Here is an 18,750-nt window from a genome sequence, read left to right as displayed (position 1 = left end):
ATCCTATAGCTTTTTTGAAAAGGAGGTAAATCATGGAGTTTTCTAAAATCGAAACACAGCCTGTGGCAGCTGCGACTGCCATAATTCAGGGAACTACTTACCGCATCAGTGTGTTGACAGAGCGGCTGCTCCGTCTGGAGTACAATGAGACTGGTCATTTTGAGGACCGGGCCTCTCAGGTAGTCTGGAACCGCGCTTTTCCGAAGGTGGAGTTTGAAGTGAACGAGACGGAAGAGGAGCTGGAGCTGGAGACTTCCTTCCTGCATTTGCATTATGACAAGAAGGAATTTTCAGCAAATGGTCTTACGATCGAGGTCAAGGGTTACGGGAAAGATCAGGCGCGCAGCTGGTTTTTCGGGAAAGATCCGGAACATTCCGGCAATCTGTTCGGAACCGCCCGGACGCTGGATATGGTAAATGGAAGCTGTGAGCTGGGACTGGGCCTGATGTCTCTGGAAGGCTGGTCTGTGCTGGATGATTCAAACACACTGCTTCTGGATGAAAATGGCTGGGTCTGCCCGCGGACGGAGAAAGGGCTGGATTTCTATTTCTTCGGATATCAGTCGGATGAAAAGGGCTGCCTGAGGGATTATTATCACTTGACCGGAAAAACGCCTATGCTGCCGCGTTTCGCTCTGGGAAACTGGTGGAGCCGTTATTATGAATACAGCGAAGAAAGCTATCTGAAGCTCATGAAGCGTTTTGAGAAGGAAAATGTTCCGTTCAGTGTGGCAGTCATTGACATGGACTGGCATAAGGTTCAGATAGATCCCAAATACGGAAGCGGCTGGACCGGCTTTTCCTGGAACCGGGAGCTCTTTCCGGATCCCAAACGTTTTATCGACGCTCTCCACGAAAAAGGAATGCGGGTGACGCTGAATCTTCATCCTGCCGATGGAATCCGCGGGTTTGAGGACTGCTATGAGGGAGCTGCAAAGGCGATGGGGGTCTCTGCCGAAAAAGAAGAGCCGGTGCCCTTTGACGTGACAGATGAAAAAGCGCTGAAGATTTATTTTGAATACGGCTGCTATCCCCATGAAGAGCTTGGTGTGGATTTCTGGTGGATCGACTGGCAGCAGGGTACGAGAACGAAAATCGAGGGCCTGGATTCTCTGTGGATGCTGAACCATTTCCATTTCCTGGACAGCGGGAAAAAGAAAAAACGCCCCATGACGTTTTCAAGATATGCAGGCCCGGGCTCCCACAGATATCCGATCGGCTTTTCCGGCGATAGCTTTATTACCTGGGAAACTTTGGATTTTCAGCCTTACTTTACTTCTACAGCCTCCAATATTGGTTATGGCTGGTGGAGCCATGACATTGGCGGCCATAACTTTGGCTATCGGGATGATGAGCTGGAATGCCGCTGGTATCAGCTGGGCGTATTTTCTCCGATCATGCGTCTCCATTCCACGAAAAACGAGTTTAATGGAAAGGAGCCCTGGCAGTATCGGAGAGATATCTGCGAGATCATGGAGAACTTTTTACGGCTCCGCCATAAGCTGATCCCGTATCTGTATACCATGAACCACCGGGCTTTTGCAGAGGATCTTCCGCTGATTCTGCCGCTGCATTATGAGCATGGCTGGAGAAATGCTTTTGGAAAAGTGAAAAATGAGTATTATTATGGTACAGAGATGCTCGTAAATCCGATCACCGCGCCGATGGCTGAGAATCTGAATATGGGAAAGGCAAGCACCTGGCTTCCGAAGGGGACCTTTATTGACTTTTTCACAGGAGTGGTTTATCAGTCGGAGGAACGAACTTTTGATATGTATCGTCCGCTGGATTCCATACCGGTTCTGGTCAAGGCTGGCGGAATTGTGCCGATGACAGAAGAGATTGATTCCAAAGAAGCGGCTGCCAATCCGGAAAAACTGTACCTTCGCATTTTCAGCGGAGCAGACGGTTCCTTTACGCTTTATGAGGATGATAACGAGACGACCGCTTACCAGAATGGGGACTGTGCGCTGACAGAGTACACGCTGAATTGGGAAAAAGAAAAGAAATTCACGATTTCAGCAGTCAGAGGAAGAAAAGAGCTGATCCCGGAGAAACGTTCCTATACCGTTGAGTGGAATGCTCTGGAGCTTCCGGAAGATGCAGCGGTGCAGGTATCTGTTAATGGTGTTCCTTGTGATCTTCCGTATCGCTATCTGGCAGAGGAAGGAAAACTCATTATTGAGCTTCCGGCCATCACAGCAGAAGGCGAGATCCAGATCCGCCTGCCGGAGGAGACCAGCCTGTACAGAAATCAGACCAAGCGCCATATTTTTGAAATTCTGAAAAGTGCACAAATCGAGTTTGATCTGAAAACAGCAGTCTATGAAGTGATATGCAAGGACACCACGATTCTGGAGAAGATTTCCGAGCTTCAGGGAATGAACCTGGACCACGATCTCCAGGGAGCAATCATGGAATTGCTGACTGCACAGGCAGAGTAGTCTGCGCTGAAAAATGAAATACCGTTTTAAATAACCATATAGCAGTTTTCCGGCTTGCATGCAGGCGGGAAGACTGCTATATTTGGACAGGATATAAAACAAAACTTTGCAAAAAAACTCTGATATAATTCATAGCATCTATAAATATCCAATAACCCAATCGGAAACACATATCTAATCCTTAGAGTCCTGAGAAAATATCCGATGAATATACAAGTGAATAAGGAAGAAGATACGGACATTTTCTCAGTCAGATTTGTTTCATTGACAGAAAGGGATCTCTTTGCCACAGGGAAAAAGTATGCTACTATAAAAGAAAAGCGCTCCGTATCGCTATCCTGTCAGAACGTAGTAGGCATCCTGAATTTTATTCATTTTCCGAAAGATTATTTTCTGTGATAAAGACACCGGGGAGGCCTATACGGATCTTATGGAGATTCATGTTCTGAAATTGGAAAAGCTGCCGAAGGAAGAGCAAGACGAAGCAGGAATTATCCGCTGGATGCGTTTCCTTGGAGCGAAGAGCAGGAGGGAATTTGAAAAAAATGCCTGAGAAAGATTCTTATATGGAAGAAGCCTATGAAATGCTGAAGCATATGAGTGTGGATGAAAAGAAGCGGCTGGAATACGAAGCGCGTGAAAAAGCAGTCCGGGACTATCATTCACAGATGCAAGGGATGAGAGAAGAGGACTTTGCTGAGGGCAAAGAGCAAGGCAAAAAGGCGAGAAAAATGAGAAAGGTGACAAGCATTATAACCAATATGCTGCGAAAAGGAAAAAGTCCGGAAGAAATTGCTGATCTGACCGGGGAGGAGCTGGAAGAAATCCTGGAAATTAAAAGACAGGAGCCCACATGAAAAAAACAGACACAAAAACCAATGTCCTTCTCACCGACGACCCCGCCCTTGTAAGAGCCGCCGCGGCCCAGAATCGCCCTGTGGTTTATTACGAGCGCCCCGGGGCAGAGGCGGTTTATGAGGCGGATTATACAGTGCAGAGCCTGGATGAGCTGGACGAACTCTTTTTTCAGAGGGTCTATGAACGGCATTATGGGCTTCCCTGGTGCATCGGGGAGACGGAGCAGTTGAAAATCAGGGAGAGTACCGAAGAAGATGTGGAAAAACTGCTGGCATTTTTTACGGATGAGGAAGCCAGGCGCTGGCTCTTTGAGGGAGAAGGAAAGCTTTTTTCTGAGGAGGAGCAGCGGGAAAAACTGAAGGCCTATGTTCGAAACCGGTATGGCTTTTATGGCTATGGTTTTTACTCGGTTCTGTGGAAAGAAACGGGCGAGCTTGCAGCCTGGGCAGGCTTTCAGGAGCGGCAATATCAGGGAAAACAGGTGCTGGAGCTTGGCTATCTTACGGCACCTTCTTTCCGGCGTCAGGGGATCGCTTCGGAGGCGGTGGGACTTCTGTCGGAAGAGATGGAGGATCTCACCGGAGAAATAAAGGCTTTTATTTTCTGTCATCCGGAAAATCTTGCTTCTCGACGTACCGCGGAAAAACTCTGTCACCTTTATCCAGAACATTTCCAATTAGTACTGGAAGAATTGTGAAAACTGCTTGAAAAAGGACGGGATCTTCGGTTATAATCAAAATCAGATTACTATATACAAAGCAGAAAGAAGTAGGTACATATGGACAAGACAATGACCATCTGTTTTACCAATAACAAAGGCGGCAGCGGCAAATCCACCACCTGTTCCAATGTGGGAGCGGCCATGGCTATGGCGGGGAAAAAAGTGCTTCTGGTGGATGGGGATATGCAGCTGAACCTGTCCCTTTCCTTTTTTTCCGAGGATGAGGTGCTGAAAATGGCAGCCGGGGAAAAGAACCTCTACTATGCCATTGGAAAACAGCAGGATCTCACGGATTTTATCGTGCCCACAGTCTATCCGAACCTGGATCTGATTCCCTCATCCACGCTGATGAGTTCCATCGAGTATGAACTTTTCACGAAATGGCAGAGGGAATTTATCCTGCGGAAATGTCTTCAGAAGATCAAGGATTCCGGTGTTTACGACTATATTCTCATTGATGCTCCGCCCACCCTCGGCGGCTGGGTCATGAATATTCTCTGCGCTTCGGACCGGGTCATCATTCCTGTGGAAGCCAGCCCCTGGGGCATGTTCGGATTGGCGAATATGTTTGACTTTCTCAATGATGTGAAACAGATTACCCCGGAGCTTTCAGTTATGGGCGTGGTTCTCACGAAAGTCGATACGAGAAAAAATTATTTCAAGCAGACTATGGAAACTTTTAAAGAAATGCCGGATATTCATCTTTTTGATACCTTCATCCGGGTGGACAGCTCAATTGAGTGGTCCCAGGACAGCAGTGCTCCGGTGGTGGAGTTCAAAAAGAGCAGCAGAAGTGCCGGCGAATATATGGAATTAGCCAGGGAGGTAATGGAGTATGGCAGTAGGTAAAGCAAGTTTAAAACGGGCGGCAAAAGCAGCCGAGACAGAGCCGAAGAAAGAAGAAACTAAAGTTGCAGCAGAAGAGAAGGCCGAGGAGGCAAAGCCCAAAACCACGAGAAAGAGAAAGCCGGCGGCAGCGAAAACAACAGCTTCCAAAGCAGCCACAGCAAAAACAGCTGCTTCCGAACCAGCAGAGCCGGTGAAAGCAGCAGAAACGAAGCCCGAAGAACCGGAAAAAGCAGCAGAATCCGCGAAAAACGACCGTCACATCCCCTTTACAAAAGAGCTTCCGGTTTATCTTCTGTAATAGTATGTGCGATTTTTTCTCAATTAAGAGAAATATGCCGTTGTTTCACGTTGTTTTATGTGAAATTCCTTGCGATTCAAAACAAACTATGGTATAATTTATGTTAATTATGTAACGAACACTTTCTTCCAATGCAGAAGAAGAAGAAGGATGGGGGAACAAGATACAAAGGCCACCGTAAGGATGGCAGAAGGGGTAAAGGTATGCATAGTTTTGACATTAAAACCAAGATTTACTACGGCGACGGTGCGCTGGACCGCCTGACTCAGATACCGTACAAAAAAGTCATGATCATCACAGATCCGTTCGTGGTGCAGAGCGGTATGGTTATGATGATCACCAGCCGCTTGGATGAGGCAAAGATTGAATTTGAAGTATTTAAGGATGTCGTTCCGGACCCACCCATTGATAAAGTGGTAGCCGGAGTGAAAGCAGTCATGGATTATAAGCCTGAGGCTATCGTGGCAGTGGGCGGCGGTTCCGCCATCGACTCAGCCAAAGCCATCCGTGAGTTTGCTTCCCGCGTAGGAGGTCTTGATAATATCGCTCTTATCGCTGTTCCGACCACCAGCGGAACCGGTTCTGAGGTAACTTCTTTCTCCGTTATCTCCGATCCGCAGGAGCAGAGAAAATATCCACTGGTTTCTGAAAGTCTCCTTCCTACAGAGGCAATCCTGGATGCAGAGCTCACCCGTTCTGTTCCGCCTGCAATCACCGCTGATACGGGAATGGACGTTTTCACCCATGCGATGGAAGCTTATGTCAGCACGCAGAGCACAGAGTTCTCCGCAGCACTTTCCGAGAAAGCCATTGAGATCTGCGGAACCTTCCTTCTTCGTGCTTACCTGGATGGAAACGATACCCATGCGAGAAAGAAGATGCACATTGCATCCTGTCTGGCAGGCCTTTCCTTCAACGCTGCTTCTCTTGGAATTAACCACAGCCTGGCTCACCAGCTGGGAGCTCATTTCCACATTGCTCATGGAAGAGCCAACGCCATGCTGCTTCCGCACATCATCGAGTACAACAGCATGATCACGAAGAACAGCCGTAGCCAGAAGACCTATCCCCGCCAGGTAGAGAAGTACTGCACGATCGCAAGACTTCTTGGCGTACAGAACTTCAACACTGTGACCACGATCCGTGCCCTGGTAGCCTGGGTACAGTTCATGCTCCGCGAGATGGATATCCCCTTAAGCATTTCCCAGACCGGAAAATGCACAAGAGCCGAGTACTTCAAAGCCATCCCGGATATGGCGGAGGCAGCCCTTCAGGACGCCTGCACCCCGACCAATCCGAGACAGCCATCCAAAGACGATATCATGGAAATCTACGAAAGACTCTGGTAAGAAAATCAGACCTGACTGCACAGCTCCCACTGTTCAGTCAGGTTTTTTTGTATCAGAAAGTTCCAACATCCAATAGAACTCTCTGTTATGCCGAAAGCCCTTCGGACAGTCTCTTTTTTTCAATCAGTCACTACCAATGCCGAATCCCAAACTCTGTCAGGCTCCATGTGGAGTCAGGGCAAACCTTACTAAATCTTTTGATTTTCCAATCCACATAATAGTCACAAAGCATTTTTTCTACAAAAAAAGTAAAAATTCCCACCAGTATAAAAATTGCACAAAAAGCATATAATAAAGTTAGATAAAATGAATGAAAAATAAAAAACTTAAAAAAAACACTTGTCAAATTACCTAATCGGTGCTAGTATAAAGCTATCAACCGGAAACGTTACCGGAAACGTTACTGACAACGTTACCAGAAAGTTTCCAGTCGGCACAAACCATTCATTTATTATGAAAGAAAGAGGGATTTCAAAATGAAAAATTTAAAGAAAATCACAGCACTTGGACTTTCAGCAGCCATGGTAATGAGCATGGTTCCGGCAACACTGGCATCTGCAGATGAGGAAACCGGAAAGGTTTACTATCTGAACTTCAAACCCGAGCAGGCTACACAGTGGGAAGATCTGGCAGCAAAATACACCGATGAGACCGGCGTACAGGTAGACGTAGTTACCGCAGCTTCCGGAACCTATGAATCCACTCTGAAATCTGAAATGGCAAAGGCAGAGGCACCGACCCTGTTCCAGGTAAACGGTCCTGTTGGTCTTGCTACCTGGAAAGATTACTGCTATGACCTGAAAGACAGTGAGGTTTACAAACATCTGAAGAGCGATGATTTCGCACTGAAGAATGATGACGGTTCTGTACAGGGTATCGCTTATGTAATCGAGACCTACGGCCTGATCTACAACAAGAAGCTTCTGAATGATTACATGGCAACGGACGGAGCAGTGATCTCTTCTGTTGATGAACTCAACAATTTTGAGACTCTGAAAGCAGTAGCAGATGATATCCAGGCAAAGAAAGATGATCTGGGAATCGAGGGAGCTTTCGCTTCTACCGGTTTTGATTCTTCTTCCGACTGGAGATTCAAGACACATCTGGCAAACCTGCCGATCTACTATGAGTACAAGGCAGATGGCATCAACTCTACCGATGCGATCAAAGGAACCTACCTTGACAACTACAAACAGATCTTCGATCTTTACATCACAGATTCCACCTGTGAGCCGACTGTACTTTCCAGCAAGACTGGTGAGGATGCAGCTTCCGAATTCGCACTTGGCGAGGCTGTCTTCTATCAGAATGGTACCTGGGCATACAATGATATCAAAGATAACGAAGTAGCAGATGAAGATCTGGGTATGCTTCCGATCTACATTGGTGTAGAAGGAGAAGAGAATCAGGGTCTGTGTACCGGAAGTGAGAACTACTGGTGCGTAAACAACAAGGCATCTGAGGCTGACATTCAGGCAACTCTGGACTTCATGAACTGGGTAATCAGCAGCGATGAGGGAAGAACCTCTCTCTCCCAGGATATGGGCTTTGTAACTCCGTTTGATACCTTCACAGAAGAGTATCAGGCACAGAATCCGCTTGTAACCGCAGCAAACGAGTACATCGATGCAGGTAAAGAGTCTGTTGCATGGTGCTTCACCACAATGCCGTCTGAGAACTGGAAAAACGGCGTAGGTAGTGCACTTCTTGAGTATGCACAGGGAACTGGTGACTGGGATGCAGTGAAGACCGCATTTGTTGACGGCTGGGCAACCGAGTATGCAGAGCAGAATGAGGGAGCAGTAGAGGATGCTACCGAGGCAGCTTCTGAGGCAGATACCGAGGCAGCTTCTGAGGCAGATACCGAAGCAGCTTCTGAGGCAGATACCGAAGCCGCTGAAACTGAGACCGAGACAGCAACTGAGGCCGCATAAGCAGCAATGAAAAAAGGGGCGGGCGAGAGATCGCCTGCCTTTCTTTTGCTAGATAGGAAACTTCCCCGGGTTTCCTATCCGGCAAAAACCTTAAGACTGGAAAGGTGAGATTATGGAAAAAGCAATCAAGAGATATTTTCCGATCTTCGTGCTTCCTACGATGATCGCATTTACACTGGGATTTATCATTCCATTTGCAGAAGGTGTATACCTGTCCTTCTGTAAATTCACAACGGTTAATGATGCAAAATTTATTGGACTTTCCAACTATGCCAAAGTATTCAAAGACAGCACCTTTGTACACGCATTCTGGTATACGGCAGCCTTTACGGTAGTCAGTGTGATCCTGATCAATGTACTGGCGTTTGCAGTGGCACTGCTTCTGACCAAAGGCATCAAAGGAACCAACGTTTTCCGTACCGTATTTTTCATGCCGAACCTGATCGGCGGTATCGTGCTTGGTTACATCTGGCAGTTGCTCTTAAACGGCATCCTGATGAAATTCAGCCGTACGCTGACGTATTCCTCCACATTTGGTTTCTGGGGACTGGTCATTCTGATGTGCTGGCAGCAGATCGGTTATATGATGATCATCTACATTGCCGGTATCCAGAATATCCCGGGAGAACTGATCGAGGCAGCCGAGATCGATGGAGCCACCAAAAGACAGGTCCTGAAGAGTGTTACCATTCCCATGGTAATGCCGTCTATCACCGTCTGCACCTTCCTGACACTGACCAACTCCTTCAAGCTCTTTGACCAGAACCTGGCGCTGACCAATGGTGAGCCGTCCAAGATGTCTGAGATGCTTGCACTGAATATTTTCACTACCTTCTACGGCAGAGCCGGTTATGAAGGCGTGGGCCAGGCGAAAGCAGTGATCTTCTTCATTCTGGTTGCAGCGATTGCCCTGACACAGAACTATCTGACCAGAAGAAAGGAGGTTCAGCAGTAATGGAAAAGAGAAAAACGAAACACGGTGCACTGCTGACAACGATTTTCAGCATCATTTCCGTAGTCTATATGTTCCCCATCCTGCTGGTTCTGATGAACTCCTTTAAGAAGAAGGCATACATCAGCCGCAAACCCTTTGCCATCCCCAGTGGAAAAATGTATGTGGGACTGGACAACTATTTCCGCGGCGTCAAACAGGCAAACTTTTTTGAAGGTGCCAAATGGAGCCTGGTCATCACCGTTGGTTCTGTATTCCTGATCCTTCTGTGTACCTCCATGTGTGCCTGGTATATCGTTCGTGTGAAAAGCATTGTTACCAGCGCAATTTATTATCTGTGCCTGTTTGCTATGATCGTACCGTTCCAGATGGAGATGTTTACCCTGTCAAAGCTGGCAAACACTCTGAAGCTGAACACTCCCTGGGGACTCTGGATCATCTATCTTGGCTTTGGCGCCGGTCTTGCGGTCTTCATGTTTACCGGCTTTGTCAAATCCATTCCGCTGGAGATCGAGGAAGCGGCTATGATCGATGGCTGCAACCCGCTGCAGACCTTCTTTGGAGTGGTACTTCCGATCATGAAACCGACCTGCGTGACCGTAGCGATCCTTCAGACCATGTGGATCTGGAATGACTATCTGCTTCCTTATCTGGTACTGGATCTGAAAAAATATACCACCATTCCGATTGCTGTCCAGTATCTGAAAGGCGGTTACGGTTCTGTTGATATGGGAGCTATGATGGGTGTACTGGTTCTGGCGATCATCCCTATTATTGTGTTCTATCTTTTCTGCCAGAAATATATTATTGAAGGCGTTGTGGCAGGAGCTGTAAAGGGCTGATTTTTTGCAGAACGGATTTTTTCCTTGCAAAGGATAAAGGATTTGAGTATACTTAAAATTTGGAAAAAGAGTTGGAGGATAAATTATGAGAGCATGTGGAATGTTGCTTCCTGTTTCGAGCCTTCCGTCTCCCTATGGTATCGGAGCATTTTCAGAGAGCGCATATCGTTTTGTAGACACATTAAAGGAAGCCGGACAGAAATACTGGCAGATCCTGCCGTTGGGACCCACCAGTTACGGGGATTCTCCGTATCAGTCATTTTCCACCTTTGCTGGAAATCCTTATTTTATCGATCTGGATCAGCTGATCAAAGAAGGGCTGCTTCTGCAGGAAGAGTGTGATGCCTGTGATTTCGGCAGTGATCCCAGATATATTGATTACGGAAAACTGTACGGATCCCGTTTTACCCTGCTGAAAAAAGCTTATACCCGCAGTCTGGAAAAGCCGGAAGAAGCTTTTGAAACATTCAAAAAAGAAAACAGCGAGTGGGTCGGAGAATATGCTCTTTATATGGCTGTAAAAAACCACTTCAACAGTGTGAGCTGGAATCAGTGGGATGAAGATATCCGGAACCGGGAAGAGAAGGCCATGGAGCATTACCGGGAGCTGTGCCGTGAGGAGATCGACTTCTATACCTGGCTGCAGTATGAGTTTTATACCCAGTGGGGAGCACTGAAGGATTACGCCAACCAAAATGGAATTCAGATCATCGGTGACATTCCGATCTATGTGGCTTTTGACAGTGCGGACACCTGGGCTGCACCGGAGATGTTCCAGTTTGATGAGAAGAACGAACCGAAGGCTGTGGCAGGCTGCCCGCCTGATGGTTTTTCTGCTACAGGTCAGCTGTGGGGCAATCCTCTTTATGATTGGGAATATCATAAAAAGACAGGTTATCAGTGGTGGATCCGCCGGATCGAGTACTGCTTTAAACTCTATGATATCGTACGTATCGATCATTTCCGTGGTTTTGACGAGTATTATTCCATTCCTTACGGGGATGAGACTGCAGAATTCGGGCACTGGGAAAAGGGACCGGGTATCGATCTTTTCAATGCATTGAAAGAAGCACTGGGAGAGGTTCCCGTTATTGCGGAGGATTTGGGATTTCTGACACCAACGGTTCTTCAGCTGGTAAAAGATACCGGTTATCCGGGGATGAAGGTGCTGGAGTTTGCTTTTGATTCCAGAGAAGAGAGCGATTATCTGCCGCATACTTATCCGAGAAACTGTGTGGTTTATACAGGAACGCATGACAATGAAACCGTCAGCGGCTGGTACAAAGAGCTGAATGGTCAGGACCGGAAATTTGCGGATGATTATCTGAATCTTTATGGAAGAAAAGAAGAAGAGATCCCCATGGAGTTTGTCCGTGCGGCTCTGTCCAGTGTAGCTGATACGGCGATCATTCCGGTACAGGACTATCTTGGACTGGGGAAAGAAGCACGGATCAACACTCCGTCCACGCTGGGAAATAACTGGAAATGGAGAATGCTGGAGGGAGAGATCACTCCGGAACTGACAGCCAGAATCCGCCGGATGACCAAGCTTTACGGTCGTCTTGCATAAAAATATAAGAATCAACTAACAGAGAGTCTCCGTCCGGCTGGAACAAAAGCCGGGCAGAGACTTTGACTGCATAAGAAGAAAATAGAACTGTGACCCTGCAAAACAGTTACGAAAAAACGGAAAAGAGGTGAAGGCATGGAGAGTATTACGATCAAGGATGTGGCACGGATCTGCGGCGTGGGAGTCAGTACGGTTTCCCGCGCGATCAACAATCATCCGGATATCAATCCGGAGACAAAGGAAATGATCATGCAGGTCATCAAGGAAAACCATTATGTTCCAAACAACAGTGCCCGTAATCTGAAACGTTCCGATGCCAGAGCCATTGCCATTTTGATCAAGGGTATCAGCAATCCATTTTTCAACAGCATGATCAAAGTATTTGAAGAAGAGATCCAGAAGAAGAAATATACGCTGGTCCTTCAGCATGTAGATGAGTGGCAGGATGAGACGGAAGTGGCTCTGGAGCTGGAGAAAGAGAAACGGCTGAGAGGAATTGTATTCCTGGGCGGTTTTGCCTCCCATTCTGAAGATCAGCTGAAAAAGATACCGGTGCCGTTTGTTTTAAGTACGGTAAGTCTTCTGGGAGAAGAATATAAGAATGATTATTCTTTTGTCTCTGTAAATGATGTGGAGGAGAGCTTCCGTATGACGGATTATCTCATCCGACAGGGACATGAAAAGATCGCAATTCTTTGTTCCAGTGAAAATGATGTGAGTATCGGTGCGCTCCGTCTGGCCGGTTATAAGAAGGCGTTGGAGAGCCATCGGATTCCGGTGGAGGAAAGCAGGATCCGCCATATGGATCCGGAAGTGGATACCTATTCCATAAAGAGCGGTTATAAGCTGACGAGAGAACTTCTGGATGAAGGAGTGGACTGTACAGCGATTTTTGCCCTTTCTGACAGCATGGCCATAGGAGCTGTCCGTGCCCTGATCGATGCCGGGAAAAAAGTACCGGAGGATATTTCGGTAGCTGGCTTTGATGGAACGGAGATGGCTGCTTATTATAATCCGGCCATTACCACGATCCGCCAGCCTGCGGAAATCATGGCAAAAGAGACGATCAAGCTTCTTTTTGACAGTATCAAGAAAAAGACCAAAGTACAGCAGCTGATCTTTGACGGGGAGCTGGTGCCCGGAGAATCGGTAAAAAAGAGAAAGTGAATGAAAAGATCCCGGAAAGTCTGTTTGAGAAGGAGACTTCCGGGATCTTTTTTGCTGTCTTGCTGGAAGATGGAAATCATACATGCATTTTTTAGGAAACCATTCAGCAGAGCCGTTGACAAGGTCTGTCAAATGAAATAAAATGGACGGGATACAAAAAGGAACATTTGTCCAAAGCAGGGACAGAGGTTCCGTGCGCCGGGAAGCCTTAGGACTCTCGGACGCGAAAACGATTCAGATGTGTTCTTAACCAGGAGGAAACATGAATATCATTAAAGCAGTAAAACTGGCCTACGAGTACAAGCGTTACGGCGAAGACGGACAGGTGGAAGAAACGCTTCGGGCTGTGGACGGCGTGGATCTGGATGTAAAAAAGGGTGATTTTGTGGCAATTCTGGGTCACAATGGCTCCGGAAAATCAACCCTGGCCAAACAGATCAATGCTCTTCTGGTCCCCACGGAAGGAACTCTTTATGTGGACGGAATGGATACGAAGGATCCGGAAAAGGTCTGGGATATCCGTCAGAGTGCCGGTATGGTTTTTCAGAATCCGGACAACCAGATCATTGGTTCTGTGGTGGATGAAGATGTAGGATTCGGTCCGGAAAACATGGGAATCCCCACGAAAGAGATCTGGGAGCGGGTGGAAGAGAGTCTGCGGTCAGTAGGAATGTGGGAGTATCGCCATTCTTCACCGAATAAGCTTTCCGGCGGTCAGAAACAGCGGGTGGCAATCGCAGGTGTAGTGGCCATGCATCCGAAATGTATCGTTCTTGACGAGCCGACGGCTATGCTGGATCCGGTTGGAAGAAAAGATGTCATCCGTACCGTACGTGCCCTGAATATGGTGGAGGATGTGACGGTCATCCTTATCACCCACTATATGGAAGAGGTCATTTATGCGGACAAAGTGATCGTTATGGACGATGGAAAAGTTGTCATGCAGGGAACACCGGGAGAGATTTTTTCTCAGGTGGATACGTTGAAAAAATACCGGCTGGATGTTCCGCAGGTGACACTTCTGGCCCACGAACTGAAGAAAGCCGGACTGGATTTGCCTGCCGGCATTTTGAGCATTGAGGAATTGGTGGATAATTTATGTCAATTAAAATCGAACATGTAAGCCATTTATACGGGGAAGGCGAGGCTTTTGAAAAAAAAGCGCTGGATGATGTAACGCTGGAGATTCCGGACGGACAGTTTTTAGGTGTCATTGGACATACCGGCTCCGGAAAATCGACACTGATCCAGCATCTGAACGGTCTTTTAAAAGCAACCTCCGGAACGATTTACTATAATAATGAAGATATTTATCAGGAAAATTATGATATGAAAAAGCTGAGAAGCAAGGTGGGACTGGTTTTTCAGTACCCGGAGCACCAGCTTTTTGAAATCGATGTTTTTTCAGATGTCTGCTTTGGACCGAAAAATCTGGGACTGCCTCAGGAAGAGATCGAAGCCCGCGCAAAAGAAGCTCTGGAGCATGTAGGGCTTGGACCGGATTTCTATAAAAAATCACCGTTTGAGCTTTCTGGAGGACAGAAGAGAAGAGTTGCTATTGCGGGAATTCTGGCGATGGAGCCGGAAGTGATCGTTCTGGATGAACCAACCGCAGGACTGGATCCCAAAGGACGTGATGAAATCCTGGATCTGGTGGCAGAACTTCATCAGGTGAGAAAGATCACGGTTGTGCTGGTTTCTCACAGTATGGAGGATGTGGCCAAATATGTGGACAGGCTTATCGTTATGGATGATGGAAAAGTCCGGTTTGACGGAACGCCAAAAGAAGTTTTTTCTCATTATAAAGAGCTGGAAAAGCTGGGACTGGCGGCACCACAGGTCACTTATGTGACCCATGCATTAAAAGAAAAGGGCTGGGATATAGACACAGATGCCACGACTGTGGAAGAAGCGAAGGAAGCAATCCTAAAAGCCCTGAAGCTCCCGTTAAAAAGTATGGTATCTGAGAAGACAGATCCCGGAAAGGGGGCGGCTTTATGATCCGTGATATCACCATCGGACAGTATTATCCGGCAGAATCCGTGATCCATCGGCTGGATCCCAGAGTGAAGCTGGTCGGAACACTGACCTTTATCATTTCTCTGTTTTTGCACCGTTCCTTTCTGATGTATCTGGTGGCAGCTGTTTTCCTGACCATTGTGATCAAGGCTTCCAAAGTGCCTTTCCGCTTTATGATAAAAGGTTTAAAGGCGATCATGGTACTACTTCTGATCACCGTGGTCTTCAATATGTTTCTCACGCCGGGAACGCCGCTTATCAGGATCTGGAAGCTGACCCTTACGGTGGAAGGTGTAAAACAGGCCGCTTTTATGGCGATCCGGCTGGCATTTCTGATCGTGGGCTCTTCCGTGATGACACTGACCACCACACCGAATCATCTGACGGACGGTATGGAAAAAGGTCTGGCGCCGCTGAACAAACTCCATGTACCGGTCCATGAGGTTTCCATGATCATGTCGATCGCACTTCGTTTTATTCCGATCCTTCTGGAGGAAACAGATAAGATCATGAAAGCGCAGGAAGCCAGAGGAGCGGATTTTGACTCCGGAAATCTGATCCAGAAAGCCAAGAGTCTGGTTCCTTTACTGGTTCCGCTCTTTATCTCTGCGTTCCGCCGTGCCAATGATCTTGCCATGGCTATGGAAGCCAGAGGCTACCGTGGCGGTGAAGGAAGAACAAAAATGAAGCCTCTGATCTATCAGAAAAGAGACCGGATGGCTTATGGAGTGCTTCTGGGATATCTTGCAGTTATGATCCTTGTGGGACAGTTTGCACCGTTTTAACCAGACCGGAAAAGGCGGTTCCATACTCCGCTGCCCACAGCGGACGGAAGTTATGACTATGGAAAGATGAGGACAGGATATGAAGCGTGTAAAGATCGTGGTGGCCTATGACGGCACCAATTACTGCGGCTGGCAGGTTCAGCCTAACGGCCTCAGCGTACAGGAAGTGCTGGAAAAACATCTTTCGGACCTGCTGTGTGAGGAAATTCGTATCACCGGAGCCAGCCGGACGGACGCGGGAGTCCATGCCCTGGGAAATGTGGCTGCGTTCAATACCAGCGCACGGATGGCGGCGGATCGGATCTCTTTTGCCATGAATACCCGTTTGCCGGCAGATATCCGTATTCAGGAATCCGCAGAGGTTCCGATGGAATTTCATCCACGCTTTGCCAATACGGTGAAAACGTATGAGTACCGGATCTTTAACCGGAAATTCCCGGATCCGACGAAGCGTCTCTATTCCTTTTTTTATCATTATCCTCTGGATGTGGAGAAAATGCAGAGAGCGGCATCCTATCTTGTCGGCGAGCATGATTTCAAGAGCTTCTGCACGGCAAAACCGGAAGTGACCAATACGGTCCGTACCGTATATTCGCTGGATCTGAAACGGGAAGACGATATGATCACTCTCCGGATCCGGGGAAACGGCTTTCTCTATAATATGGTCCGGATCATCACCGGTACCCTGATCCGTGTGGGCGGCGGTTTTCTGGAGCCGGAGGATATTCCGAAGATCCTGGAAGCAAAAGACCGGGGAGCGGCAGGAGAGACGGCCCGCCCGGAAGGACTGACACTGGTGAAAATCGAATATGTATAAAAAGGCTGCAAAGCTGTTTCTATGGAAATGGTTTTGCAGTTTTTTTCTGTCTTTCAGGCGGAAAAACCGTACCTTGTGCGACACCTCTTGCGAAGCGGGAGAGTTCCGTTTATACTGAGGACAGTCAAAACAGAAGGAGAAAAAAGCATGCTGAACATAGCCATTTGTGATGACAGTCGGGAGGACCGGAAACGGCTTCGAAAATTTCTCGAAGAGACGGGCTTTCTGGTTTCCATACAGGAATTTGAAAGCGGAGAAGCGCTGCTCCGCCTGGAAGAAAGCTTTCCGGTCATTTTCCTGGATATTGATATGAAAGGGATCTCCGGGATCGAGACGGCCCGCCTCCTCCGGAAAAAAGACAAAAAAGCGAAAATTATCTATGTGACGGCCTACGATGACTTCCGGGAGTACGCTTTTTCCGTCCACGCTTTCGCTTACCTTGTGAAGCCTCTGGACGGGGAAAAAATACGGCAGATTTTAAAGGAAGCCATGGAGTACACGGAGGAAGAGGTGGACGTTCTTCTGGGCTTTGAGACGGAGACTGGCTTTCGCAAAATCGGAAGCCGGGATATTCTCTACTTGGAATACCGGAACCGGAAAGTTCGTCTTGTAACTCTGGCGGGAGAGTTCTGGCTGCGGGAAAGCATTGGAGCCATGGAAAAAAGACTGGCGCCCTATGGTTTCTACATGCCACACAAAAGCTTCGTGGTCAATTTTTTCCATGTGAAGAACCTGAAAGGCTACGATATCACGATGTCGGACGGCAGTCTGGTGCCGCTTTCCCAGAAGAAATCATCCGTGTTCCGGGAAGAGCTGGCGGTCTGGCTGTCAGAACAGATCTGAAGGAGGTGCAAAGTGGCCTGGTTGAATCTTTTTTTGCTTATGCTGGAATTTCTGACATTAAGCGTCTGCCAGTATGAGTTCCTTTCCCACAATGAAAGGATGATTTATCTGAAAAAAGGCTGGTATTTTCTCCTGTTTTTTGTGGATTATGCGGCACTTTTTGCGGCAACCGCTCTGACGGGGGCGGACGGCAGAATACCGGCTGCTGTGGGAAATCTGTTGTCGATTCTGGTGATTATTTTCGGAGTGCCGGTGATGGGAGCCATCGGTTTTCACCGGAGGGCGAAAGCGCTGGTGCTGGACGGGCTTTACGGTGTGTTTCTGCTCCTGACGATTCAGGGCGGAATCCTGGCGGCCATGTGGCTTTCGGTCCGACTGGAATTTAGCAGCATTTTGCTCTATGGGAATCTCGCCGTGTTTTTGAAATGTCTGTTACTGATTATCGGCACCAGGCTTCTGACCTTTTTTATGGGAAAAAAGCTCAAAGGGAGACTTTCAGGAAAGCAGCTTTTATCTATCCTGATCCTGCCAGGGTTCAGTCTTTTTTATATTACTTCTCTGACGGAAATAAGCGGCGTTTACCTGCAGCTCTACGGGATGGAGCTTCTGACGGCCAATATCGTGGCGGTCCTTTTGATGAACGTGTACTTTTTCTATCTGCTTTCCCATCTCATCCGCTCCCGGCGGCTGGAGGAGGAGCTGGCGCTTTATCAGCGGGAAAATGAGCTCCGCTACCATTATTATGAGGAGCTGGACCGGAAATACCGGGAGTCCCGGAAGGTGATTCACGATATGAAAAATCATCTGCAGGCCGTGGAGGATCTCTACGCCGGCCAGAAAACAGAGGTCGGGGATCGTTATGTGAAGGATCTCTACCATATGTTAAATGTGCTGGGAGAGAAGCGCTACACAGAAAATCAGATGCTCAACATCATTCTGAATGAGAAAATCCGGGAGGCGGAGGCAAAGGGCATCACGGTGACCGTTCGGGTGGGAGACATCGACCTTTCTGATATCAAGGAGATCGATCTTACCACGATTTTTGCCAATCTTCTGGACAATGCCATAGAGGCGGCGGGAGAGGGCGGCAGGCTTTCCATCAAGTTGGATGAGGTCCGGGAGTTCCGGGTGGGCGAGATCCGAAACAGCATCCAGCCGGAGCAGGAGAAAAAGGAAGGCCATATGGGTCTTGGCCTTGGAAATGTCCGCAATACGCTGGAGAAGTATCATGGCACGATGAAAACGGAGGAGACGAAAGAAGAGTTTCAGGTGCGGCTGATGCTTCCTATGGAAAAGAGGTGA

General features: G+C 47.9%; 18 protein-coding genes. All 18 read left to right on the top strand.

What is annotated here, in order from left to right; translation table 11 throughout:
* Positions 1 to 32: 32 nt before the first annotated feature.
* The 18 genes from LKD71_RS05140 (at position 33) to LKD71_RS05060 (ending at position 18,750) form a co-directional block, all read left to right on the top strand.
* Complete coding sequence (locus LKD71_RS05140; protein WP_227614615.1) at positions 33 to 2,444, top strand: glycoside hydrolase family 31 protein; 2,412 nt, start codon at positions 33 to 35, stop codon at positions 2,442 to 2,444.
* Positions 2,445 to 2,874: 430 nt separating this feature from the next.
* A complete protein-coding gene (locus LKD71_RS18115) occupies positions 2,875 to 2,997 on the top strand; it encodes a hypothetical protein (protein ID WP_255632938.1) in 123 nt (40 codons plus the stop codon).
* The gene (locus tag LKD71_RS05135) at positions 2,990 to 3,301 is read left to right on the top strand and encodes an Rpn family recombination-promoting nuclease/putative transposase (protein WP_227614614.1); all 312 of its coding nucleotides are present in this window, start codon (positions 2,990 to 2,992) and stop codon (positions 3,299 to 3,301) included. The genes LKD71_RS18115 and LKD71_RS05135 overlap by 8 nt, the downstream gene beginning before the upstream one ends.
* Entirely contained in the window at positions 3,298 to 3,999 is a 702-nt protein-coding gene (locus LKD71_RS05130; RefSeq protein ID WP_227614613.1) for a GNAT family N-acetyltransferase, read from the top strand. The genes LKD71_RS05135 and LKD71_RS05130 overlap by 4 nt, the downstream gene beginning before the upstream one ends.
* A gap of 81 nt (positions 4,000 to 4,080) precedes the next feature.
* The gene (locus LKD71_RS05125) at positions 4,081 to 4,872 is read left to right on the top strand and encodes a ParA family protein (protein WP_227614612.1); all 792 of its coding nucleotides are present in this window, start codon (positions 4,081 to 4,083) and stop codon (positions 4,870 to 4,872) included.
* The gene (locus LKD71_RS05120; RefSeq protein WP_178046664.1) at positions 4,859 to 5,170 is read left to right on the top strand and encodes a hypothetical protein; all 312 of its coding nucleotides are present in this window, start codon (positions 4,859 to 4,861) and stop codon (positions 5,168 to 5,170) included. The genes LKD71_RS05125 and LKD71_RS05120 overlap by 14 nt, the downstream gene beginning before the upstream one ends.
* Positions 5,171 to 5,373: 203 nt before the next feature.
* Positions 5,374 to 6,519 carry a 1-propanol dehydrogenase PduQ gene (locus LKD71_RS05115; RefSeq protein ID WP_227614611.1) on the top strand — a complete coding sequence of 382 codons (1,146 nt, stop codon included), beginning with the start codon at positions 5,374 to 5,376 and terminating at the stop codon, positions 6,517 to 6,519.
* A gap of 521 nt (positions 6,520 to 7,040) precedes the next feature.
* Positions 7,041 to 8,453: an ABC transporter substrate-binding protein gene (locus tag LKD71_RS05110; protein WP_227614695.1), complete on the top strand. Its 1,413-nt coding sequence runs from the start codon at positions 7,041 to 7,043 to the stop codon at positions 8,451 to 8,453.
* A 112-nt stretch (positions 8,454 to 8,565) separates the two neighbouring features.
* Positions 8,566 to 9,408: a carbohydrate ABC transporter permease gene (locus LKD71_RS05105; protein WP_227614610.1), complete on the top strand. Its 843-nt coding sequence runs from the start codon at positions 8,566 to 8,568 to the stop codon at positions 9,406 to 9,408.
* On the top strand, positions 9,408 to 10,247 hold the full coding sequence (locus LKD71_RS05100; RefSeq protein WP_117767384.1) for a carbohydrate ABC transporter permease: 840 nt from the start codon (positions 9,408 to 9,410) through the stop codon (positions 10,245 to 10,247). The genes LKD71_RS05105 and LKD71_RS05100 overlap by 1 nt, the downstream gene beginning before the upstream one ends.
* A gap of 85 nt (positions 10,248 to 10,332) precedes the next feature.
* Positions 10,333 to 11,817 carry a 4-alpha-glucanotransferase gene (malQ, locus tag LKD71_RS05095; RefSeq protein WP_227614609.1) on the top strand — a complete coding sequence of 495 codons (1,485 nt, stop codon included), beginning with the start codon at positions 10,333 to 10,335 and terminating at the stop codon, positions 11,815 to 11,817.
* A 135-nt stretch (positions 11,818 to 11,952) separates the two neighbouring features.
* The gene (locus LKD71_RS05090; RefSeq protein ID WP_227614608.1) at positions 11,953 to 12,984 is read left to right on the top strand and encodes a LacI family DNA-binding transcriptional regulator; all 1,032 of its coding nucleotides are present in this window, start codon (positions 11,953 to 11,955) and stop codon (positions 12,982 to 12,984) included.
* A gap of 262 nt (positions 12,985 to 13,246) precedes the next feature.
* A complete protein-coding gene (locus tag LKD71_RS05085; protein ID WP_178046657.1) occupies positions 13,247 to 14,107 on the top strand; it encodes an energy-coupling factor transporter ATPase in 861 nt (286 codons plus the stop codon).
* Positions 14,083 to 14,985 carry an energy-coupling factor transporter ATPase gene (locus LKD71_RS05080; protein WP_227614607.1) on the top strand — a complete coding sequence of 301 codons (903 nt, stop codon included), beginning with the start codon at positions 14,083 to 14,085 and terminating at the stop codon, positions 14,983 to 14,985. Before LKD71_RS05085 ends, LKD71_RS05080 begins: the two co-directional genes overlap by 25 nt.
* Complete coding sequence (locus tag LKD71_RS05075) at positions 14,982 to 15,788, top strand: energy-coupling factor transporter transmembrane component T family protein (RefSeq protein ID WP_178046655.1); 807 nt, start codon at positions 14,982 to 14,984, stop codon at positions 15,786 to 15,788. The genes LKD71_RS05080 and LKD71_RS05075 overlap by 4 nt, the downstream gene beginning before the upstream one ends.
* Positions 15,789 to 15,867: 79 nt before the next feature.
* Positions 15,868 to 16,605, top strand: coding sequence for a tRNA pseudouridine(38-40) synthase TruA (truA, locus tag LKD71_RS05070; protein WP_227614606.1), 738 nt, complete (start codon positions 15,868 to 15,870; stop codon positions 16,603 to 16,605).
* A gap of 147 nt (positions 16,606 to 16,752) precedes the next feature.
* Positions 16,753 to 17,448 (top strand): LytR/AlgR family response regulator transcription factor, encoded by a 696-nt coding sequence (locus tag LKD71_RS05065; protein ID WP_227614605.1) that lies wholly within the window; start codon positions 16,753 to 16,755, stop codon positions 17,446 to 17,448.
* A gap of 12 nt (positions 17,449 to 17,460) precedes the next feature.
* Positions 17,461 to 18,750, top strand: a complete 1,290-nt coding sequence (locus LKD71_RS05060; RefSeq protein ID WP_227614604.1) for a sensor histidine kinase — start codon at positions 17,461 to 17,463, stop codon at positions 18,748 to 18,750.

The organism is Fusicatenibacter faecihominis (assembly GCF_020686945.1).
Lineage (GTDB): Bacteria > Bacillota > Clostridia > Lachnospirales > Lachnospiraceae > Limivivens > Limivivens faecihominis.
This window is presented reverse-complemented; position numbering and strand designations above follow the sequence as displayed.